An 18,877-nucleotide genomic window follows, 5' to 3' on the forward strand; every position below is an offset into this window, starting at 1 on the left:
CGCGCCCCTTCACCGCCAATACCTGGCTAAAAGTCCCAAGCCTGGCTCTGTTGGCCTTCCAGCGCCAGGAGGTACTGCTTGGCCGGTATTCCCCCGGCAAACCCGGTCAGGCTCCCGGATGCGCCGATCACCCGGTGGCACGGGGCAATGATCGAGATCGGATTACGGCCGTTGGCCGCACCGACCGCGCGTACGGCGCTGGGGTTACCGATCTGCCGGGCAATGTCGCTGTAGCTTCGGGTCTGGCCGAACGCAATGGTGAGCAACGCCGCCCACACCTGGCGCTGAAACGCGGTGCCGACAAAGTCCAGTGCCAACTCGAAACGTTGGCGCTGGCCAGCAAAGTACTCATCCAACTGACGAGCGGCTTCGCGCAGTATTGGCTTTTCGTCATCGCGATGCACCTCACCCAGGCGCACGCGGTTCTCCCGCTCCTGTTCCCACAGTACAGCGGCCAGGCACTCGCCGCGGGCCACCAGGGTCAAGGTGCCGACCGGGGACTGCATCAGGGTGAAGGCACTGGACATGGGTTTTTCTCGCTGCAAGGCTGGGTGCGGGCACTGTAGCGTCGGCCCTGGCACCGCGCATCCGTTTTCTTGCTCAGGCATCCACGCAGCTCGCGATGCGGCGGGCTTGGGCTAGGTCGATTTTCGGGATCAACGTCGCGGGAATGCGAGAAACCTCGGACAGGTTGTAAACCCGGAACCGCTCGCTGACAACCTGCTCGGCCATCAGCGTCAGCGACGGCAGTATGCGGCTCTCCCAGTGCTGATCGAGCCCACAGGGGGAATGCTGCCCCTCGGCCTTCTCGTAAAAGCGCCCGAGTGACTGGTCCAGGTCAACCCCGACCAGCAACACCTGCTCGAAACCCAGGTGATAGGCCAGTTGCAGCGCTACATAAACCACTGTCCGGGCATCGTAGTAGCCCCTTGAGAGGTCTTTGCTGAAGGCGATCGATCGCGCCCGTTTGCTCCACAACGCCCTGCTGCAGACATGGGTTGCGCCGTGCCCGCGCAACCCGTCGAGCATGCCGGGGTTGTCGGCTTTATGCAGTGGGTAACACGCGGTGCCGAGCGGGATATCCGCGCCGATGAACTGCTCTGGCCACAAAGCCAAGCGCTGGCTATCGCGCAACGCCAGGGCAAACAACGCTGGCTGCTGCGTGGGAAAGCTTTTGTCGGTGCAGAGGTAAAAGAACGGCTTCACACCACACGCATCGGTGAGGGAAACCGAACCATTCATGGCAATCACAGGGAGGTGTGCAAATTCAAGCAAGGGGAACTGTTTGGCAGAAGCGCCCGACGCAAGAATCACCACAGGCCCTTTCTGGGTATTTCGGCACGCCTCGAAACTTGAGAACGCGCCACGCTCGGCGTTGAGCCGTGAAGGAGATGTATTCATCGTGCCATCATCGGTTTGCAGTACTCAAAACACAATACCCCGGGGCACCTTACGATCATTTCTACAGAGCGCTCACACCTGGCCAATGTCTGGCCCTGCGTATCAAGCGCCGGCGTCATTTATTCATGAGTATCCTTGCTGGTTACCCCTGGCGGTACTAATACTTAACTCTCTGCCTGGGGAGGCACGAACCATGCAACCAAGATTCGTTATCGTTCCCGCAGTACCTATCGAAAAGGAATCATTCCGTGTCGCCGGCCGCTATTACGCAGCAACCGTCTGCGGCGGCTACGACATCTACGACAACCAAGCAAAGGAGCGTCTCAAGCCCAGTTACTCCAGCAAAGAGGATGCGCAGGTGCAATGCCGGCAGATGAACCTGAAGGCCTAGAAGGCATGGGAGTGCCAGGAGCCAGGCGTCACCTCAATCCAGGCACTCCCTGGCCGCCAGGCGCAGTTTGTTGCCCGAGAGAAAACTACCTTTGTAGAACGTCGCCCGGCTGCCCTCCCCGGACTCCACCACTTCAAGGACTTCGTCGGAAGTCACTGCGCTGGGTGCGGTCAGGCGGTAGCCGTGGGAAATGGATTTTTGCGTCGTCATTGGCGCCAGCGCTTGCCATTTGGGCAATACACAGGCGACATAGCCTTCTGGCGACTTGCGGGTCAGCTTGCTGGCTGTCGGCTTTCCGGGGTTTGCACAACCGGCCAGGCTCATCACCAGGACGGAGCAGAAAAAGATGCGAAAGTTAGGCATTTGCATTTGACTCAAGTGAACAGGGTGCATTTTAACCACGGTTTTGCATCAGCACTAATCCACCAAGGTAGGACTCGAACTCGTGCCGCATGCAATCAAGCCTGCTCAGGCGTGGGCGCTGAGAATGAAAAGCCCGCATTTGTGTGGTGCGGGCTTTTCATTCTCAGGGTTGCAGTTGGCGAATTAGGCCTTCGAACACATGAGCGCTGCGTCAAGCAGCCGCCCGTGGTCATACCAGGCATCACGCTGATAAGCCATGAACTGGTGACGCGTGCCGTAGCTACGCAACTCTACAAGGCCATTGGCTGTATTGGGGTCGGTACTGTCGACGAACAGGCGGACCGAGTCGCCACTCCCCACCTCATAGGTGGTAGCACTCCCATGCAACTCTTCCTTGACGCACCCCAGATAATCCGGCGGGCTCTTCTCAGTGATACCCGAGGTCTGATCATGCCCATCCCGAACATCGGGGTTGTGTGCACACCCGGCCAAAAACGTTGCAGCCAAGGCTGACATCAGTATTGCGCTTGCGAACGATCTAGAGTTTTTCACGCGACACGCTCCGGCGCCCCCGTCAACAACCCTCGAAAAACAGCTAATGAGAAACGCCCTGTTTTTATTTTGCCCTGCTCATATTAACCCTCACGATTAGCAGGGCAATATTCTTCTTCGCTATATGGCTGGCGACAGCGTACTAGCTGGTTTGCTGCTGACGGGCACTCGGCATGAGGAGTGCCAACCGCACCGCTCAATCTTGCTCGGTCAGTTCACAAACGCCATTTGCACCGCCCTTGCCCGTGTACGAAACGCCCACAGACTCATCCGGGTTGACCATGATGGAGACGGTAACCCCAGCGCCCTTGGCTTCGTAATACGCGTCACTGAATTTCTTCACCTTTGCCTCCTTGGCATTGATGTAGACAGGGCCGCCTTCATCCGCGTGCACTTCGATGTCGCCCGGGCATGTGGCATTCACCAATGGGATGCCTGCGTTGGCCATACCTGCAACAGCAATCAGACAAACGCCCAGCATTGGCCGCTTCATTCAAACCTCCTGATCCGGATACAACCTCAGTTATAGGCATAGACGAATGTGAGCGCGCGCGCCTGCAACCTGACAAGGCCGTCGAAGCTGCCCGCCAGGCGCCTCAGCCTCTAGAACGCTCGTAAGCGTCCACCTGCTGCTTCGGGATCAGCACGGTCCTTGAAGCAGGAAGCTTGCTGGCGACATCGGGGTCACGCGCCACTTCATGTGCGAAACAGACGAGCCAGGCACCGTCTGCCTGAACAGCCACGTGGGCCAGGTAACTGCCGACTTGGCCAATGGTCAGCCCGGAAGTTTCGGCTATCAGTTGATATTGGTCAGCAATGTCCATTCGACCTTCCAGGTGCCGGGCCCTTGCCGGCCATGCATGCGTTCGATCGAGTGACAGGCATCAGGCTCTGCCCGCCTGGCTCTGGACATACTGCTCAGCCATCACCTTGCCTTCGAGGATGGCCTCCGTGGAGGACGAAAATGCCCGACTCACTCGCAGCGTTCTCGAAACACTGCCTGGTCGGCCGACCTCTACCAGCATGCCGGTGGGTGATTCAGTGCACGATTCCCACAGAACGTAAATGGATGCCTGGTAACCCAGGTAAGAGTGCACATAAAGGTCATGATTGGTGGACTGAAGGTTCATCTGATTCTCCAACGGGCGCCCTGATTGCACCTCTACTGCAAATACGACTGGTGCGTTCACGCGTGCGTTCCGTTTTCCAGTGCGGTTACCTGGAAAGTCGCGAGCCTTTTCGCGGCAGCGGCTCTGGGGCGGGTGGCTGTGGCGCTGGAAACGTGCGGGCAACCCAGTCGCGAGCCCTGTCCAGCGCCCAGGCCATGGCTGCGGACAGCTTCTGTCCAGGGCAATCGGTAAAGCTCTCCTCGAGCAGGAGCACGCCTTTTTTCCCGTAGATGCCCAGAAACAACTGCGTGACGTTATCCCTTGAAAGCCGTGCCTGGATATTGATCAAGGTGCCGCAGGAGAGCCGCTCGTCGTAGTTGCGCACATGTAATTCTGGACTGGCCCAGTCCCAATAAATCTTGCCGCGATTGCGCATGGAGCGGACCTTCACCTTTGATATTCCTGACCGGGAAGACAGCATACACAGCTGCACCGGGGAAACCAGGCAGGAACGACAAGGTTACATTCTTTTACATTTGCAAGCGGCGTGCTCAAACCGCGATGGGTTCGGCGAGGTTGCAGTATTGTCCCTTGAAATACAGCAATGGCTGCGCATCACCGGCTTTGTGCAGGTTGAGCGCCTTCACTTCACCGATCACGATCAGATGGTCGCCGGCTTCGTGCTCTGCGTGCATTTCGCAATCGAGCCAATACAGACTGCCAGCAATGATCGGGTTGCCCAAAGGCGATTGCTGCCACTCGACCCCGTGCCACTTATCCGTCCCTCGCCGCGCGAACTGGTTGGAGATCCCGACCTGTTCACCGGACAAAATGTTGACCGCGAAGCGACCTGCCTGGCGAATCTTCGGATAGCTGGCCGAGTTGGCCATTCCGCTGAATGACACCAGCGGCGGGTTCATCGACACGCTGTAAAAGGACTGGCACGTGAAGCCAACCGGCTCGTCACCCATGTGGGTTGTGATCACCGTGATGCCGGAGGCGTAGTGCCCAAGCGCTTCGCGCAAGCGCGTCGGCTCGATAGCATTAGGGAATGACATAGTAGGTCCTGGGTATTGATTACCGCTCGAAGGTGCAGCAAAAGCCTAGTCAGCCCGAGCATTCGGGCTGAACCTTACCTGAGCCTTCGCTGAGCACCTTCGACTTGGGCTCAGCGTTTGTTCAGGAGCTCTTGACGGACGATTTCCGCGCCCGCGCTCAGCGCATTGAGCTTGCCTCTTGCCACCTCACGCGGCAGCGGCGCCATACCGCAGTTGGTGCAGGGGTAGAGCTTGTCGGCATCCACGAACTGCAGGGCCTTGCGCAGCGTGTTTGCCACCTCTTCCGGGGTTTCGATGGCGTGGTTTGCCACATCGATGGCGCCGACCATCACTTTCTTGCCACGGATCAGCTCGATCAATTCCATGGGCACGTGGGAGTTGTGGCACTCCAACGAGACGATATCGATGCTGGACTTCTGCAGCTTGGGGAAGGCCTCTTCGTATTGACGCCATTCCGAGCCCAAGGTCTTTTTCCAGTCGGTATTGGCCTTGATTCCATAGCCGTAGCAGATGTGCACGGCGGTTTCGCACTTGAGGCCTTCGATGGCGCGCTCCAGGGTGGCGACGCCCCACTCGTTCACCTCGTCGAAGAAGACGTTGAAGGCGGGCTCGTCGAACTGGATGATGTCGACACCGGCGGCTTCCAGTTCGCGCGCTTCCTGGTTGAGGATCTTGGCGAATTCCCAAGCCAGCTTTTCGCGGCTCTTGTAATGCGCGTCGTACAGCGTGTCGATCATGGTCATGGGGCCTGGTAGCGCCCATTTGATCGGTTGCGAGGTTTGCTGACGCAGGAACTTGGCGTCCTCGACGAAGACCGGCTTGCGCCGCGCAACGGCGCCCACCACCGTTGGCACGCTGGCATCGTAGCGATCGCGAATCCTGACGGTTTCACGTTGTTCGAAATCCACGCCATCGAGATGCTCGATAAAGGTCGTGACGAAATGCTGACGTGTTTGCTCGCCATCGCTGACGATGTCGATACCGGCATGTTGCTGTTCTTGCAACGACAAGCGCAGCGCGTCCTGCTTGCCTTCGATCAGTTGATCACCTTCCAACTTCCACGGGGACCAAAGTGTTTCAGGCTCTGCGAGCCAGGACGGTTTAGGCAAGCTGCCAGCCGTTGAAGTGGGGAGCAATTTTTTCACAATAAAAGACCTTGTACGTTAGACGATTCAAGCAGCGTCACTGGCAGACCACTGCTCAAGAATGGCGTAATAGGGTTTGATGAAGTGCTCTTCGGCAAACTTCCCCTGCTTGATAGCGAGCCGGCTGCGTTCTTCACGATCATAAACAATACGCGTCAGCGAATAATCCTGGTGCTGCAAGCTGGGCTGATAAGACTTCCCGGCTGCGGAGTTCGCGTTGTAGATTTCAGGCCGGTAAATTTTCTGGAACGTGTCCATCGTGCTGATGGTGCTGATCAACTCCAGATTGGTGTAGTCACCCAACAAGTCACCGGCAAAATAGAAGGCCAGCGGTGCAACACTGTTCGGCGGCATGAAGTAGCGAACCTTCAGGCCCATCTTGCTGAAATACTCATCGGTCAGGGAATACTCGTCCTGCCGGTACTCGACGCCGAGCACGGGGTGCTGATTCTCTGTGCGCTGGTAGGTCCTGGCGCTGGAGACGCTCAGGCAGATGACCGGCGGCTTGCTGAAATGCGCCTTATACGTGTCCGAGCTGACGAAGGACTTGAACAGCTTGCCGTGGAGGTCGCCAAACTTGTCGGGGGTGCTGAATTGCGCCTGGCCCTTGTTGTGGCTCAACAACAGCACGCTGAAGTCATAATCCCTGACGTACGAGGAGAAGTTATTCCCCACCATACCGGCGATACGCTCATTGGTGTGACGGTCAACGACCGTCGTTTTCAAGACCTCGATCAATGGCAAGGCAGGCGTGCTGCGTACAGCACCGATATTCATTTCAACGGAAATGATTTCAAGCTCGAGCGTATAACGATCAGCATTGGGGTTGTCCCAATGCGCCAAGGCATTGAAGCGATTGTCGATCATCTTCAGCGTATTGCGCAAATTCTCTTGACGACTCGCCCCTCTCGCCAAATTGGCGAAATTGGTCGTTGTGCGCGTATTGTCCGATGGCTGATAATGCTCATCGAAGCGAATGCTTTTGAGGGCAAATGCAAATTCATTGCTCATGTTGGCCTGACGTCCTGATCTCGTAATCCGTTCAGTGCACCGTATAGCTTTTTTGATCAGCTAATTAGTGGGTCACTGGCGCTAATTGAGGGGCAGTTTATAGAGCGCGGTTGAGCGGTGGCTAATGAATTGATTTCAAAGGATCGTTAGCGCTGCTCATGATCAGGCCAGGATCAGATGAATACCCTTCACTCAGCTGAGCTTTTAGGCCTTGGACGCTCGCGATTGCTGATCTTCACCCCACGCCCCGCCCTGACGCCCTGACGCCAGCAGTACTCACAATCGGCTGGGTGTTTGGGTGGTCAAAAAAAACGTGTAGGCAATACCGGAAGCCGGCGAACACAGGCAGGGTGAGCTAGAGTTTTGGTATGTCCACGCACCGTGAGATAACGATCATGCTAAAACAAGAAGCAGACGACGTGATTGAGCGTATCAGGGAAGATCTGAAAAGGCATGGCGTGTTGATTGGCTACGATCCAGAGTTCACCACACCTGATTTCGGTTGCGACCTGGACCACCACGTCGCTCAGGTCAGAGAGGATCCAGAAGCCCGCGTCCTGTGTATCGTGATACATGACGAAGGTTTGTGGGCTCAGCTCAAGCAGGGGTCCATTTACCGCTGCGTCGTCAGTGAGTGTAAAGGCAAGCTGTTCGGCCTGCCGGTCATCATCGACCCGCAAACCGATGCGTCGTACACCATTGAATACAAGCCCTGACGCGTCTGCAGGGTAGCCTGCCAGCGAGGGTCACCCTCTGCCTGCCAGGTAGAACATCCCTCCACCAAGCGCCGTCAAGACGATGCCGTCAAACACATCGCCAAAAGAGGCTTTACCTGAACACCATGCCTCGATCTGCGTGGCCAGGAAAAAGACCGCGATGAATAACACGGCGCCCGCGATGCGGCGCTGAACCTTGAACCTGGCCTTGTCGGTTCCGAACCACAGCATGCATGCCTCCTTTGGTGTTCACTGATGGACTCAGGATAACCCGACGCGCGCATCGATACTGACATGGCCTAGTTCGAAATCACCCTCTTGGCCCTGTGGGGCTAGTCCAAGCGTAGCTACAGTGGGCGCCAACGAACACCAACCCACTGCGAGTAACTCCCCATGAACAACCGCCTTGACTACTTCAAGCTGTCTCCCCAAGCGTCCAACAAACTGGTCGAGCTCACCCTGCAGCTGAGCAAGAAGCCGCCACTGGCCGAGCTTGCCCACCTGATCATGCTACGGGCTTCGCAGCTCAACGGCTGTGCGTTCTGCGTGGATATGCATGTGAAAGAGGCCAAGATCCATGGCGAGCGCGAGCTGCGTCTTCACCATGTCGCCGTCTGGCGTGAATCGCAGCTGTTCTCGCCAGTAGAGCGAGCGGCGCTGGAGTGGACTGAAGCCCTGACCCAGCTGCCGCCTCATGGTGTTTCCAACAGCCTGTATGCACGTGTGCGCGAGCAGTTTTCCGAGCAGGAGCTGTCGGACTTGACGTTCCTGATCGTTGCCATCAATGGCTGGAATCGCCTCAATGTGGCGTTCCAGGCGGTCCCGGGCTCGTCCGATGAGCTGTTCGGCCTGAACAAGGCCAACCTCAACTGAGGAGCTGGCTGATCAAAGTGCCAAGCTGCTCGCCCGGAGCAGCCGTGGCACAGTTGGTAAAACTCAGCAGCAGGCCTGACTGGCGCTGCGATGAGGCAGCCCAGCGCGACAACGCTTGTACCGACATGCCCTTGCCCAGCAGCTGCTCGGCCAGGGCTGCGTCGCTCACCTCCTCCGGCAAACGCAGTACCAGGTGCATGCCGCCTGGCGAGCGCTCCACCTGCATACCCCTGGGCAATGTTCGCTCCAGCGCTTCGAGGGTCACTGCCCGTCGCTCGTTGTACAGTCGGCGCATGCGTTGAATATGCCGAGCGAAGTGCCCCTCGGCAGCGAACTCCGCCACCAAGGCCTGGGTAATGGACGGTGATCCGGCCGCGAACAAGGCTCGGCCCACGCGCTCGAACGCTGCCACCTGAGCCTGCGGCACCACCAGGTAAGCCAGCCGAATGCCGGGGAACAGCACCTTGCTGAAGGTGCCGGCATACAACACGCGCCCATGGCGATCCAGGCTGGCCAGCGCAGGAAGTGGACGACTGACGTAGCGATACTCGCCATCGTAATCGTCCTCGACGATCCAGCCACCGGTGCGGGCAGCCCAATCCAGTAGCAACTGTCGGCGCGGCAGCGACAGCGCCATGGACAGCGGGCTCTGATGCCCCGGTGTCACCATGGCCACCTGAGCCGGCCGAGAAGCGGCGATGGCCTGCTCCACATTCATTCCATCGGCATCGACCGGCACCGCTTCGAGCGCCAAGCCGAACTGGCGAAGCACCTGGCGCGTAGTGGGATAGCCCGGGTCTTCCACCCAGGCGCGCTCGCCTGGCTGCAACAAGGTATGCGCGACCAACGACAGGCTATTGCGCCAACCGCTGGTGATGAACACCTGATGAGCACCGCAATCGATACCTCGGGACACCTGCAGATACGAGGCGATGGCGCTGCGCAACGCCGCCAGGCCGTGGGGGGCCGGATAGTCCAGGTCCCCCAGGCGCATCCCGCGCAGATACCGAGCACCGAGGCGCGCCCATATCTTGCGCGGAAATGCATCCAGCGCCGGCACCCCCATCTGGAACGGCAACAGTTGCGGCGGACGCCAGAGCGAATCAGCACAGTCTTCGATCACTGGGCTGCTGACCGGTAACGCGGTGGCCGTCGATACAGGCTTCTGCAGTTCGGGGTTGACCACGGTGCCTTTCTGCCCGAGCGCCAGAAGGTAACCCTCGCTGACCAGCAGCGAATAGGCCAGTTCGACGGTACCACGGGCCACCCCCAGGTCCTTGGCCATGGCGCGCGCCGACGGCAAGCGGTCACCAGGAGACAACGTGCCGGCGGCAACGGCAGCCAGCACGCGGTCGTAGAGTTGACGATACAGAGGCAAACCGGACGGCTCTTGCAAGGGCGCAAAAGGCGGCGTGGGGGGAGTCATCATGGCCTAGTTCATATCCCGTTTCTTGGCTCAGGCAAGTGGGTCATTGCACGTTCACTATAGCGCCATCAGCTACTGATGAGGCGAACTCCCATGACATTCACTTCGCACAACTTCGTACCCAGCGTGCTCGATCTGAACGACACCGCCCTGCGTCCCTTGGACAGCACCCAAGACCTGCGCAGCGCATTCCCGGTCATGCAGCAATTGCGCCCACACCTGACCAGCGAAGCCGACTTCATCAGCCGCATCGAGCGTATGCGCGTTGAAGGCTATCGCCTGATTGGCGCCTACGACTCAGGCGTTCTCGTGGCGCTGGCGGGTTACCGCCTCCAGGAAAACCTGGTCTACGGCGCATTCCTGTATGTCGATGACCTGGTAACCGCCGAGGCTCAGCGCGGTGGTCATTGGGGTTCGCGCTTATTGCAGGGCTTGGAACGACTGGCCCGTGCCAGCGGTTGTGCACGCCTGGTACTCGACACGGGTTTGGCTAACGCCCGCGCACAACGGTTCTACTTCCGCGAAGGCCTGTTGACCGGTGCTCTGCGCTTTCAAAAACAGTTCGTTACGCCATAACCCCCCCTACTCTTCCAAGGAGGCAACCAGCATGACAACGTCCCAGCAGCCACTTGCTCCTGTGCGTATTCTTCGCCTGATCGCCAGCCCCAATGCAGGCGCTTCTGAAAGTTTGAAACTGTCCCAGCAGATCCTGTTCGCCCTGGCCAACCAGTCCGGCAGAAGGGGCATCCAGTTGACCAATCTTGACCTCAACACCTTGGCCCCAGTCGATGCGCCATATGCCCAGGCGTTAGCCAATCAGGGCGTGGTCGTAGCGAGCGGCCAGGAAGGTACGTTGAGCCGTTCCGACGAATTGATCGACCAACTGCAGGCTTGCGACATACTGCTGATCGCCACGCCGATGCACAACTACAGCGTGCCCGCCTCGCTCAAGACGTGGATCGACCAAGTGGTGCGCGTGGGCAAAACGTTTCTCGGCACCGCCAAAGGCAAGGTGGGCACGCTGGCGGATCGGCCGGTTTACGTCGCCATAGCCAGCGGTGGCGCCATCAGCGGCCCAAATGCCCGGCAACCCGATTTTCTGCGCCCCTACCTGTCCGCCGTCCTCGCCACCATTGGGCTGAATCACGTGGACTACTTTACCGTTGAAGGTACGGCCAAAGGGGTGGAGTCACTGAATACTGGAAGAGAAACAGCGTACGGTGAAGTGCGGGCGTTCTTCAGTAAGAGTAGGCAAAGAGTGGATCAAGCCTATAGTCCGCGTTAAGACCAACCGGTCGGCGCGCCCGCACTGGCGGTGTAGATGGCCATGGGCAAATTCCTGGCCTGGTCGGCGTCCATGTTCGCTGGCCTGCGGCAGAGACTCGCATCGATCCTTGGGCGGTGTTGGCTCAGCCGTGATGTTCTGCCTGCACGCACTTGTAACGCTTGTAGCGGCGCCATTCGGCATAAGGCAATATTCGGGCGGTCAACATCGCATAAAAGGATTGCATGGATGCCGTTTTCACCGAAGGAACGTGCTGCACTATTAGCCCTTAAGGGCGTAGGCCCGACCGTCATCACCAGACTTGAACAGTTGGGTATCGAATCAATGTTCGAGCTGAGCAGGGCCAGCGTTACCGACATCTTGGCCCGGGCATCCGCTGCCGTAGGGTCGACATGCTGGAAAAATAGTCCTCAAGCAAAAGCAGCGGTGACCGCCGCCGTCGAGCTTGCGAAAGGCGCGTTAACGAATAGCTCATCCTGACTTGGCCACGCTTTTGGGCATTTCAGCGTGGGGATGATGAAGGCGTAGCCATGGCGCTGATGTCGCGGTGCAGGGCGTGTAACTGGCCATGGCAATCGTGAATGCCTGGAGGCTCCAGCCGTCGACGAACGCAGGGTAAGTGAAACAGACCGCCGGCCGCCATACTCAGTGGGTTTGTGTGCTGAATGAATTGGGGATCAGACGTCGCCCCCCATACAACTGCCGGCACACCTATGCGACAATATGCTCAATGTCCGGCCTCAACCCCCGCATTTATCGCCCAACAGCTGGGTCACAGCGTTCAGATGCTGCTGTCGACGCATGCCCGTTGGCTCAACTCAAGCTCCGACTGGAGCGAGCTGGCAAATCTCAAGATTGGTATCAAATCGGTATCAGCTGAAAGCCCAGCGTCGTAAGTTACTGATAGGTAAGCCCTTTGATCTCCACCGCTAACATCACCATGCAGTTCGGCTCCAAGCCGCTGTTCGAAAACGTCTCGGTCAAATTCAACAACGGCAACCGCTATGGCCTGATCGGTGCCAACGGTTGTGGCAAGTCGACCTTCATGAAGATCCTCGGCGGCGACCTGGAGCCTTCCGGTGGTCAGGTCATGCTCGAGCCGAACACCCGCCTGGGCAAGCTGCGTCAGGACCAGTTCGCCTACGAGGAATTCACCGTGATCGACACGGTGATCATGGGCCACGGCCAACTGTGGAAGGTCAAGGCCGAGCGCGACCGTATCTACTCGCTGCCGGAAATGACCGAGGAAGACGGCATGGCCGTCGCCGAGCTGGAAACCGAATTCGCCGAAATGGACGGCTACACCGCCGAATCGCGCGCCGGCGAGCTGCTGCTGGGCCTGGGTATTCCGCTGGAACAGCACTTTGGCCCGATGAGCGAAGTGGCCCCAGGCTGGAAGCTGCGGGTGCTGTTGGCCCAGGCGCTGTTCTCGGACCCGGACGTGCTGCTGCTCGACGAACCGACCAACCACTTGGACATCAATACCATCCGCTGGCTGGAAACGATTCTGACGGCGCGTAACAGCACCATGATCATCATTTCCCACGACCGGCACTTCCTGAACAGCGTGTGCACGCACATGGCCGACCTGGACTACGGTGAGCTGCGCCTGTTCCCAGGCAACTACGACGAGTACATGACCGCGGCCACCCAGTCGCGTGAGCAGCTGCTGTCGGACAACGCCAAGAAAAAAGCCCAGATCGCGGAACTGCAGACCTTCGTCAGCCGCTTCTCGGCCAACGCCTCCAAGGCCAAGCAGGCCACTTCGCGGGCCAAGCAGATCGACAAGATCCAGCTGGCCGAGGTCAAGCCTTCAAGCCGGGTCAGCCCGTTCATCCGCTTCGAGCAGACCAAGAAGCTTCACCGCCAGGCTGTGGTCGTGGAAAAAATGGCCAAAGCCTTCGACGACAAGGTGCTGTTCAAGAATTTCGACATCACGGTCGAAGCCGGCGAGCGCGTCGCGATCATCGGCCCCAACGGTATCGGCAAGACCACCCTGCTGCGCACCCTGGTCGGCGAAATGACGCCGGATGCGGGCTCGGTGAAATGGACCGACAGCGCCGAAGTGGGCTACTACGCCCAGGACCATGCGCACGATTTCGAAGAAGACATGACCCTGTTCGACTGGATGGGCCAATGGACCTCTGGTGAGCAGGTCATCCGTGGCACCTTGGGGCGCATGCTGTTCTCCAACGACGAGATCCTCAAGTCGGTCAAGGTGATTTCCGGTGGTGAACAGGGCCGCATGCTGTTTGGCAAGCTGATCCTGCAGAAGCCCAACGTGCTGGTGATGGACGAACCGACCAACCACCTGGACATGGAATCTATCGAGGCGCTGAACCTGGCCCTGGAAAACTACCCAGGCACCCTGCTGTTCGTGAGCCATGACCGTGAATTCGTGTCGTCGCTGGCGACCCGTATCATCGAGCTGTCGGCGGACGGTGTGGTGGACTTCAGCGGTACCTACGACGACTACCTGCGCAGCCAGGGTGTGCTGGTCTGAAATCGTTGAGCTGGCCTGGCCCTCTCAGGTGACCGGGCCGGTCTCTGTTGCGGTTAACCGCTTCCACAGGCACTGCGCAGTGCCTGTGGAGCGGTTGCCACTTGAATAGTTCGTTAGCCTGCTTTCATTTCCTTCGCGCAACGGCCATGATGGGGCCACGCCCACCGCCCGCCCGCGAACGAGCCCATGACCGCGCCACAGCCCGCCCCCGCCAGCAGCACCGCCTCCATCACCCTGCAAATTCTCTCGATCGTTTTCTACACTTTCATCGCGTTTCTCTGCATCGGCCTGCCGATCGCGGTGCTGCCCAGCTATGTCCATGACCAACTGGGCTTCGGCGCGGTAATCGCTGGGCTGACCATCGGCCTGCAGTACCTGGCCACCCTGCTCAGCCGGCCTTTCGCGGGCCGAGTGGCCGATACGCTGGGCGGCAAGCAGGCGATCCGCTACGGCTTGTTGGGCATCGCGGCCTGTGGAGTGTTGACGCTGGCCTCGGCCTGGACCTTGTCGGCGCCCTTGCTGAGCCTCGCGCTGCTGCTCGGTGGGCGCGTGCTGCTCGGCCTCGCACAAGGCCTGATCGGCGTTGCCACCCTGAGCTGGGGGATCAGCCAGGTGGGGCCTGAACATACGGCGAGGGTCATCTCCTGGAACGGCATCGCCTCATATGGAGCCATCGCCATTGGCGCCCCCGTTGGCGTGCTCGCCGTCGACAGCCTGAACTTCAGCGTGCTCGGCCCCGCCTTGGTGCTGCTCGCCGTGCTGGCCATGCTGGCGCTGCGCAAACGCCCGGATGTGGTAGTGGTGCGCGGTGAGCGCCTGCCGTTCTGGTCGGCGTTCAGCCGTGTTGCGCCTTGCGGCGTTGGCCTGACCCTGGCCTCGATCGGCTATGGCACCCTGACCACGTTCGTCACGCTTTATTACCTGGAACGTGGATGGGTAGGCGCCGCGTTGTGCCTGAGTGCCTTCGGTGTGTGTTTCATCATTTCGCGGTTGCTGTTCGTCAACGCCGTCAACCGCTTTGGCGGTTACAACGTGGCGGTAGCCTGCATGGCCACGGAAGTGCTCGGCCTGAGCCTGTTGTGGCTCGCGCCCTCCCCGCTGTGGGCACTGGTGGGGGCCGGCCTGACCGGTTTCGGCCTGTCGCTGGTGTACCCAGCCCTGGGCGTGGAGGCCATCAAGCAGGTGCCCAGCAGCAGCCGGGGTGCCGGCCTGGGGGCCTATGCAGTGTTCTTCGACATGGCGTTGGCCATCGCCGGCCCGGTCATGGGCGCCGTGGCGGCACACCTTGGTTACGCGTCGATATTCTGCGTTGCGGCCCTGCTGGCCTTGAGCGGGGTTGGCCTGACGTTGTTGCTGGCGCATCGCAGCCGTCGCGGCTGAGCGTCACCTATGAAAACGGCGGCCGCGCCAGCGACAGCCGTTTGTTTGATACAGGTTGCTCAAGCCGTGGCGAACAGCTCATTGGCAATCTGCGCCTGAGCCGCATCGATGGCCTTGCTGCGGTGTTCCGGGCCATAGGCCAGGCCGTGGGCGCGAACGATTTCCAGGTCGGTGATACCGATGAAGCCCAGGAACACCTTGAGGAAGTCTTCGTGGCCCGCGCCAGTCGGCTGGCCGGCATGCAGGCCGCCAGCAGTGGACACCAATACTACTTTCTTGTCACCGCACAGGCCTTCAGGGCCTGCCTCGGTGTAGCGGAAGGTCTTGCCGGCCACTGCCACGCGGTCGATCCATGCCTTGAGCTGGGTCGGCACGGTGAAGTTGTACATTGGTGCGCCAATCACTACGGCGTCGGCGGCAAGAAACTCGTCCAGTGTTTCGGCACTGAGCTTGGCTTCGAAAGCCAGGGCTGCGTCGCGAACATCTTCCGGAGTACCGGCTGCAACCAGGGTGGCTGCAGAGAAGTGGGCGATGGCATCGGCGGCGAGGTCACGGTAGACCACTTCGATGGCCGGGTCAGCGGCTTGCCAGGCCTGAACCACTTCACGGCTCAATTGGCGCGAGGCGGAATTGTCACCCAGGATGCTCGAATCAATGTGCAACAGTTTCATGGGACTCTCCTGTGAATGAAGACCGCAGCATTGGGCGATCAGGATGGAGAGAATCCTACCAGGCCGTCGAATAGCTGATAAGCCAGCAAAAATGCGTTAATTTGTCCCACTGATAGAACAGCGAGACAGCCTTCATGCAAGACCTCAACGATCTTTTCTATTTTGCTCGCGTAGTCGAAGCCGGTGGCTTCGCCGCCGCCGGACGCCAGCTGGGCATCCCCAAATCGCGTCTGTCGCGGCGTATCGCCGAACTGGAAGAGCGGTTGGGGACGCGGTTGCTGCAGCGCACCACGCGCCAACTGAAGCTCACCGCAGTGGGTGAACGCTATCTGCATCACTGCCAGGCCATGCTGCTGGAGGCCGAGGCCGCTGACGAGGTGGTAGCCAGCATGAGCAGCGAGCCGCGTGGGCGCTTGCGGGTGTCCTGCCCGGTAGCGTTGGCCCACGCGTTCCTGCCGGATGTGATCAGCCGTTTTCTGGATCTGTACCCCCAGGTGCAACTGGACATGGTGCTGCTCAACCGCCGTGTCGACCTGATTTCCGAGGGCATCGACGTCGCCCTGCGCGTGCGCGATCTGGGCGACGAAGACCCTGCGCTGGTTACACGCCGGCTGCGTCAGGCGCAGATGCAGCTAGTGGCCGCTCCTGGCTTTGCCGACCATGTCCGTGAGCCGTCCGAGCTGACCGCCCTGCCGGTACTGGGCGCTGCTGAAGCGGACCGGCTGGTGCATTTTCGTCTGCTCGGGCCCCATGGTCGCCAAGAGGAAATCGCCTTGGAGCCGCGATTGGCCATCGATGATTTTGTCGTACGCAATGCCGCCGTACGTGCCGGGCTAGGCTTTACTGCGTTGCCGAGCATGTTCTGCGAGCATGAACTCGAACGCGGCGAGCTGGTGCGGCTGCTGCCGGACTGGTCGCTACCGGGTGGCTATCTGCAAGCGGTTTACCCGCATCGGCGTGGTGTGCTGCCTGCAGTACGGGTGTGGATCGATCATTTGGCAGCATCGTTTGAAGCGTGTGGAGACCGTTATGTCTAGACAGACCATGACCGAGGATCAGGTGGCGGCGTTCTGCCTGGCGCTGCCCGGGGCGCAGGAAGACTACAAGTGGGGCGGCATCCGGGTATTTTCGGTGGCCGGTAACAAGATGTTCGCGGCACTCGACCTGGCAGGGGCTGGCTTGTCGTTCAAGGTGGCCGATGAGCTTTTTCTCGGCTATTGCGACAGGCCAGGTGTACGCCCGGCACCGTATCTGGCACGGGCGCGCTGGATCAGTATGGCGCCGCCCTACCCCATGGGCCGGGATGAGTTGAGTGACCTGCTGCAGCGCTCGCACCAGTTGGTAGTGCGGCGGCTGGCGAAGCGATTGCAGGTGGGCTTGCTGATGTGAGCGGCCCGCGAAAGGCAGTAGCAGACCATCAACCCAGCGACAGCACACGCCCGCCCAGAAGCAGGTGATCAACCCAAAACACCTGGTGCAGCAAGACGATTGCCCAAAACACCATCTGGTAAGAAGCCTTGCGGGTCTTGTGCCTGAAAAGCTGCTGGGCGATCAGCGCCCCTGGCCAGCCACCCAGCAGCTCACCGGCATGCAGCACCTTCTCTGGCGTGCGCCAGGCCTGGGTGCGGGCCTGCTGCTTATCCTGCCAATACAACAGCAGCGTAACCAGGCTTACAGCGGGATAAGTCGCCAGCGGCAGCCATGACTGCCCGCTCCAGGCCATCTGCGCCGCGCCCACCACCGGCAGCAGGCACAACACCCCGAGCATCAGCAGCTTCAGGCGCACATTGCGTACGCCCTGCTCCTTGCGCGCCGCGCGCCGCGGCTCCGTTTGGGCCCGAGGCATATCAGCCGTGCGCCGTCGACCAGTCGACCCAGCCGAACTGCCAGGTGGCCAGGATCAGCAAACCGAAGGCTATGCGGTACCAGGCGAAAGCGGCGTAGCTGTGGTTGGCAATGAACTTGAGCAGGCCGCGCACTGCGATCATGGCGAAGATGAACGACGTCACGAAGCCAATCGCGAATACCGGAAGATCGCTTGGCTGGAACAGGTCGCGGTATTTGTAGCCCGAGTACACTGCCGCACCGACCATGGTCGGCATGGCCAGGAAAAACGAAAACTCCGTGGCTGCCTTGCGCGACAGGCCGAACAGCAGGCCGCCGATGATGGTCGAGCCGGAGCGCGAGGTGCCTGGGATCATCGCCAGGCACTGCACGAACCCGATCTTCAAGGCATGCGACCAGCGCATGTCATCGACGTGGTCGACCGCCACGCTGTGGGTACGGCGCTCGGCCCAGAGCATGATCACACCACCGATCACCAGCGCTGTCGCCACGGTGATCGGGTTGAACAGATATTCATGGATCAGGTCGGCGAACAGCACGCCCAACACCACCGCAGGCATGAACGCCAGAAGCAGGTTGGCAGTGAACCGCCGCGCCGCCGGCTGGCTTTTCAGGCCGAACACCACATCGAGGATCTTGCGCCGAAACTCCCATACCACCGCCAGGATGGCCGCCAACTGAATGATGATGTTGAAGGCCATGGCCCGTTCGCCACCGAAGCCGATCAGGTCTGCCACGATGATCTGGTGACCGGTACTGGAGATCGGCAAAAATTCTGTCAGTCCTTCGACCACGCCCAAGATGATTGCCTGAAAGGCAGTCCAAAAATCCATCATTCCCCCGGTTGGAGCGCAGCTGCTTGCAGGCCCCTTGTTCTTGATTTGCTTGTGAGTGCCGCGTGCGGCGCGGCCTTTTTACAGCGTCAGTTGGGACCAATGCCAGTGGAAAAGTTCACGTGGGCTAAAGGTTTCATCTTGCGCGGCCGAAATCCTAGCAGAGCGGCTTTGCAAAGGCTTGCGCGGCATGCGGCAGTTCAGCCGTTAACTAGCACTTAGCCATTAGTCGGGTTTGGCCAAGTGCCGAAGCATGCTTGGATGCACCTTCATAAAAAGAACAATGCGGGAGTGCCGTTCATGAAGACCTTGAGG

General features: G+C 59.8%; 26 protein-coding genes and 1 pseudogene. 11 read left to right on the plus strand and 16 right to left on the minus strand.

Annotation, left to right across the window (positions count from 1 at the left end; genetic code table 11):
• Window positions 1-26: 26 nt before the first annotated feature.
• Window positions 27-527 carry a methylated-DNA--[protein]-cysteine S-methyltransferase gene (locus tag JNA92_RS04325; RefSeq protein ID WP_241803495.1) on the minus strand — a complete coding sequence of 167 codons (501 nt, stop codon included), beginning with the start codon at window positions 525-527 and terminating at the stop codon, window positions 27-29.
• Between the two features lie 73 nt (window positions 528-600).
• Window positions 601-1,401 carry a lipopolysaccharide biosynthesis protein gene (locus tag JNA92_RS04330; protein ID WP_241803496.1) on the minus strand — a complete coding sequence of 267 codons (801 nt, stop codon included), beginning with the start codon at window positions 1,399-1,401 and terminating at the stop codon, window positions 601-603.
• 193 nt (window positions 1,402-1,594) lie between these two features.
• Between JNA92_RS04330 and JNA92_RS04335 the strand changes: the two genes are divergently transcribed.
• On the plus strand, window positions 1,595-1,792 hold the full coding sequence (locus JNA92_RS04335) for a hypothetical protein (protein ID WP_241803497.1): 198 nt from the start codon (window positions 1,595-1,597) through the stop codon (window positions 1,790-1,792).
• A 33-nt stretch (window positions 1,793-1,825) separates the two neighbouring features.
• Here the strand turns inward: JNA92_RS04335 and JNA92_RS04340 are convergent, their stop codons facing one another.
• The 9 genes from JNA92_RS04340 to JNA92_RS04380 form a co-directional block, all read right to left on the minus strand.
• Window positions 1,826-2,155: a hypothetical protein gene (locus JNA92_RS04340; protein ID WP_241803498.1), complete on the minus strand. Its 330-nt coding sequence runs from the start codon at window positions 2,153-2,155 to the stop codon at window positions 1,826-1,828.
• A 183-nt stretch (window positions 2,156-2,338) separates the two neighbouring features.
• Window positions 2,339-2,671: a hypothetical protein gene (locus tag JNA92_RS04345; protein WP_241803499.1), complete on the minus strand. Its 333-nt coding sequence runs from the start codon at window positions 2,669-2,671 to the stop codon at window positions 2,339-2,341.
• A gap of 232 nt (window positions 2,672-2,903) precedes the next feature.
• Window positions 2,904-3,200, minus strand: coding sequence for a hypothetical protein (locus JNA92_RS04350; RefSeq protein ID WP_241803500.1), 297 nt, complete (start codon window positions 3,198-3,200; stop codon window positions 2,904-2,906).
• Window positions 3,201-3,303: 103 nt separating this feature from the next.
• Window positions 3,304-3,531: a hypothetical protein gene (locus JNA92_RS04355; protein WP_241803501.1), complete on the minus strand. Its 228-nt coding sequence runs from the start codon at window positions 3,529-3,531 to the stop codon at window positions 3,304-3,306.
• Between the two features lie 60 nt (window positions 3,532-3,591).
• Complete coding sequence (locus tag JNA92_RS04360; protein ID WP_241803502.1) at window positions 3,592-3,837, minus strand: hypothetical protein; 246 nt, start codon at window positions 3,835-3,837, stop codon at window positions 3,592-3,594.
• Between the two features lie 85 nt (window positions 3,838-3,922).
• The gene (locus JNA92_RS04365) at window positions 3,923-4,252 is read right to left on the minus strand and encodes a hypothetical protein (RefSeq protein WP_241803503.1); all 330 of its coding nucleotides are present in this window, start codon (window positions 4,250-4,252) and stop codon (window positions 3,923-3,925) included.
• Window positions 4,253-4,367: 115 nt separating this feature from the next.
• Complete coding sequence (locus JNA92_RS04370) at window positions 4,368-4,874, minus strand: flavin reductase family protein (protein ID WP_241803504.1); 507 nt, start codon at window positions 4,872-4,874, stop codon at window positions 4,368-4,370.
• Window positions 4,875-4,984: 110 nt separating this feature from the next.
• On the minus strand, window positions 4,985-6,019 hold the full coding sequence (locus JNA92_RS04375; RefSeq protein ID WP_241803505.1) for a methionine synthase: 1,035 nt from the start codon (window positions 6,017-6,019) through the stop codon (window positions 4,985-4,987).
• A gap of 27 nt (window positions 6,020-6,046) precedes the next feature.
• Window positions 6,047-7,030 carry a DUF1852 domain-containing protein gene (locus JNA92_RS04380; RefSeq protein WP_241803506.1) on the minus strand — a complete coding sequence of 328 codons (984 nt, stop codon included), beginning with the start codon at window positions 7,028-7,030 and terminating at the stop codon, window positions 6,047-6,049.
• Between the two features lie 368 nt (window positions 7,031-7,398).
• On the opposite strand from JNA92_RS04380, the gene JNA92_RS04385 reads away from it, so the two are divergent.
• Window positions 7,399-7,746, plus strand: a complete 348-nt coding sequence (locus JNA92_RS04385) for a hypothetical protein (RefSeq protein ID WP_241803507.1) — start codon at window positions 7,399-7,401, stop codon at window positions 7,744-7,746.
• Between the two features lie 30 nt (window positions 7,747-7,776).
• Here JNA92_RS04385 and JNA92_RS04390 read toward each other — a convergent pair whose 3' ends face one another.
• Window positions 7,777-7,977 carry a hypothetical protein gene (locus tag JNA92_RS04390; RefSeq protein WP_241803508.1) on the minus strand — a complete coding sequence of 67 codons (201 nt, stop codon included), beginning with the start codon at window positions 7,975-7,977 and terminating at the stop codon, window positions 7,777-7,779.
• Window positions 7,978-8,139: 162 nt separating this feature from the next.
• Here JNA92_RS04390 and JNA92_RS04395 point away from each other — a divergent pair, with 162 nt between their 5' ends.
• A complete protein-coding gene (locus JNA92_RS04395; protein ID WP_241803509.1) occupies window positions 8,140-8,619 on the plus strand; it encodes a carboxymuconolactone decarboxylase family protein in 480 nt (159 codons plus the stop codon).
• On the opposite strand, the gene JNA92_RS04400 is transcribed toward JNA92_RS04395, so the two are convergent.
• On the minus strand, window positions 8,612-10,048 hold the full coding sequence (locus tag JNA92_RS04400; RefSeq protein ID WP_241803510.1) for a PLP-dependent aminotransferase family protein: 1,437 nt from the start codon (window positions 10,046-10,048) through the stop codon (window positions 8,612-8,614). The two genes, JNA92_RS04395 and JNA92_RS04400, sit on opposite strands and share 8 nt — an antisense overlap.
• Window positions 10,049-10,138: 90 nt before the next feature.
• On the opposite strand from JNA92_RS04400, the gene JNA92_RS04405 reads away from it, so the two are divergent.
• The 6 genes and pseudogenes from JNA92_RS04405 (at window position 10,139) to JNA92_RS04430 (ending at window position 15,213) form a co-directional block, all read left to right on the plus strand.
• Window positions 10,139-10,621, plus strand: coding sequence for a GNAT family N-acetyltransferase (locus JNA92_RS04405; protein ID WP_241803511.1), 483 nt, complete (start codon window positions 10,139-10,141; stop codon window positions 10,619-10,621).
• A gap of 31 nt (window positions 10,622-10,652) precedes the next feature.
• Window positions 10,653-11,330: an FMN-dependent NADH-azoreductase gene (locus JNA92_RS04410; protein WP_241803512.1), complete on the plus strand. Its 678-nt coding sequence runs from the start codon at window positions 10,653-10,655 to the stop codon at window positions 11,328-11,330.
• A 228-nt stretch (window positions 11,331-11,558) separates the two neighbouring features.
• Window positions 11,559-11,810 (plus strand): helix-hairpin-helix domain-containing protein, encoded by a 252-nt coding sequence (locus tag JNA92_RS04415; RefSeq protein WP_241803513.1) that lies wholly within the window; start codon window positions 11,559-11,561, stop codon window positions 11,808-11,810.
• 139 nt (window positions 11,811-11,949) lie between these two features.
• Window positions 11,950-12,226 (plus strand): annotated as a pseudogene (locus JNA92_RS04420) (site-specific integrase); the annotation flags it as partial.
• A 20-nt stretch (window positions 12,227-12,246) separates the two neighbouring features.
• Window positions 12,247-13,833 (plus strand): ABC-F family ATPase, encoded by a 1,587-nt coding sequence (locus JNA92_RS04425; RefSeq protein ID WP_241803514.1) that lies wholly within the window; start codon window positions 12,247-12,249, stop codon window positions 13,831-13,833.
• Window positions 13,834-14,019: 186 nt separating this feature from the next.
• A complete protein-coding gene (locus JNA92_RS04430; RefSeq protein ID WP_241803515.1) occupies window positions 14,020-15,213 on the plus strand; it encodes an MFS transporter in 1,194 nt (397 codons plus the stop codon).
• Between the two features lie 59 nt (window positions 15,214-15,272).
• Here JNA92_RS04430 and JNA92_RS04435 read toward each other — a convergent pair whose 3' ends face one another.
• On the minus strand, window positions 15,273-15,884 hold the full coding sequence (locus JNA92_RS04435) for an FMN-dependent NADH-azoreductase (protein ID WP_241803516.1): 612 nt from the start codon (window positions 15,882-15,884) through the stop codon (window positions 15,273-15,275).
• Window positions 15,885-16,018: 134 nt separating this feature from the next.
• Here JNA92_RS04435 and JNA92_RS04440 point away from each other — a divergent pair, with 134 nt between their 5' ends.
• Both JNA92_RS04440 and JNA92_RS04445 read left to right on the plus strand, forming a co-directional pair.
• Complete coding sequence (locus JNA92_RS04440) at window positions 16,019-16,921, plus strand: LysR substrate-binding domain-containing protein (RefSeq protein WP_241803517.1); 903 nt, start codon at window positions 16,019-16,021, stop codon at window positions 16,919-16,921.
• A 7-nt stretch (window positions 16,922-16,928) separates the two neighbouring features.
• Entirely contained in the window at window positions 16,929-17,273 is a 345-nt protein-coding gene (locus JNA92_RS04445; RefSeq protein WP_431312451.1) for an MmcQ/YjbR family DNA-binding protein, read from the plus strand.
• A gap of 28 nt (window positions 17,274-17,301) precedes the next feature.
• Here the strand turns inward: JNA92_RS04445 and JNA92_RS04450 are convergent, their stop codons facing one another.
• Window positions 17,302-17,730 carry a DUF1294 domain-containing protein gene (locus JNA92_RS04450; RefSeq protein WP_241803519.1) on the minus strand — a complete coding sequence of 143 codons (429 nt, stop codon included), beginning with the start codon at window positions 17,728-17,730 and terminating at the stop codon, window positions 17,302-17,304.
• Between the two features lies 1 nt (window position 17,731).
• Window positions 17,732-18,562: an undecaprenyl-diphosphate phosphatase gene (locus JNA92_RS04455; protein WP_012314606.1), complete on the minus strand. Its 831-nt coding sequence runs from the start codon at window positions 18,560-18,562 to the stop codon at window positions 17,732-17,734.
• Window positions 18,563-18,877 lie beyond the last annotated feature (315 nt).

This window comes from Pseudomonas putida (genome assembly GCF_022627325.1).
Lineage (GTDB): Bacteria > Pseudomonadota > Gammaproteobacteria > Pseudomonadales > Pseudomonadaceae > Aquipseudomonas > Aquipseudomonas putida_X.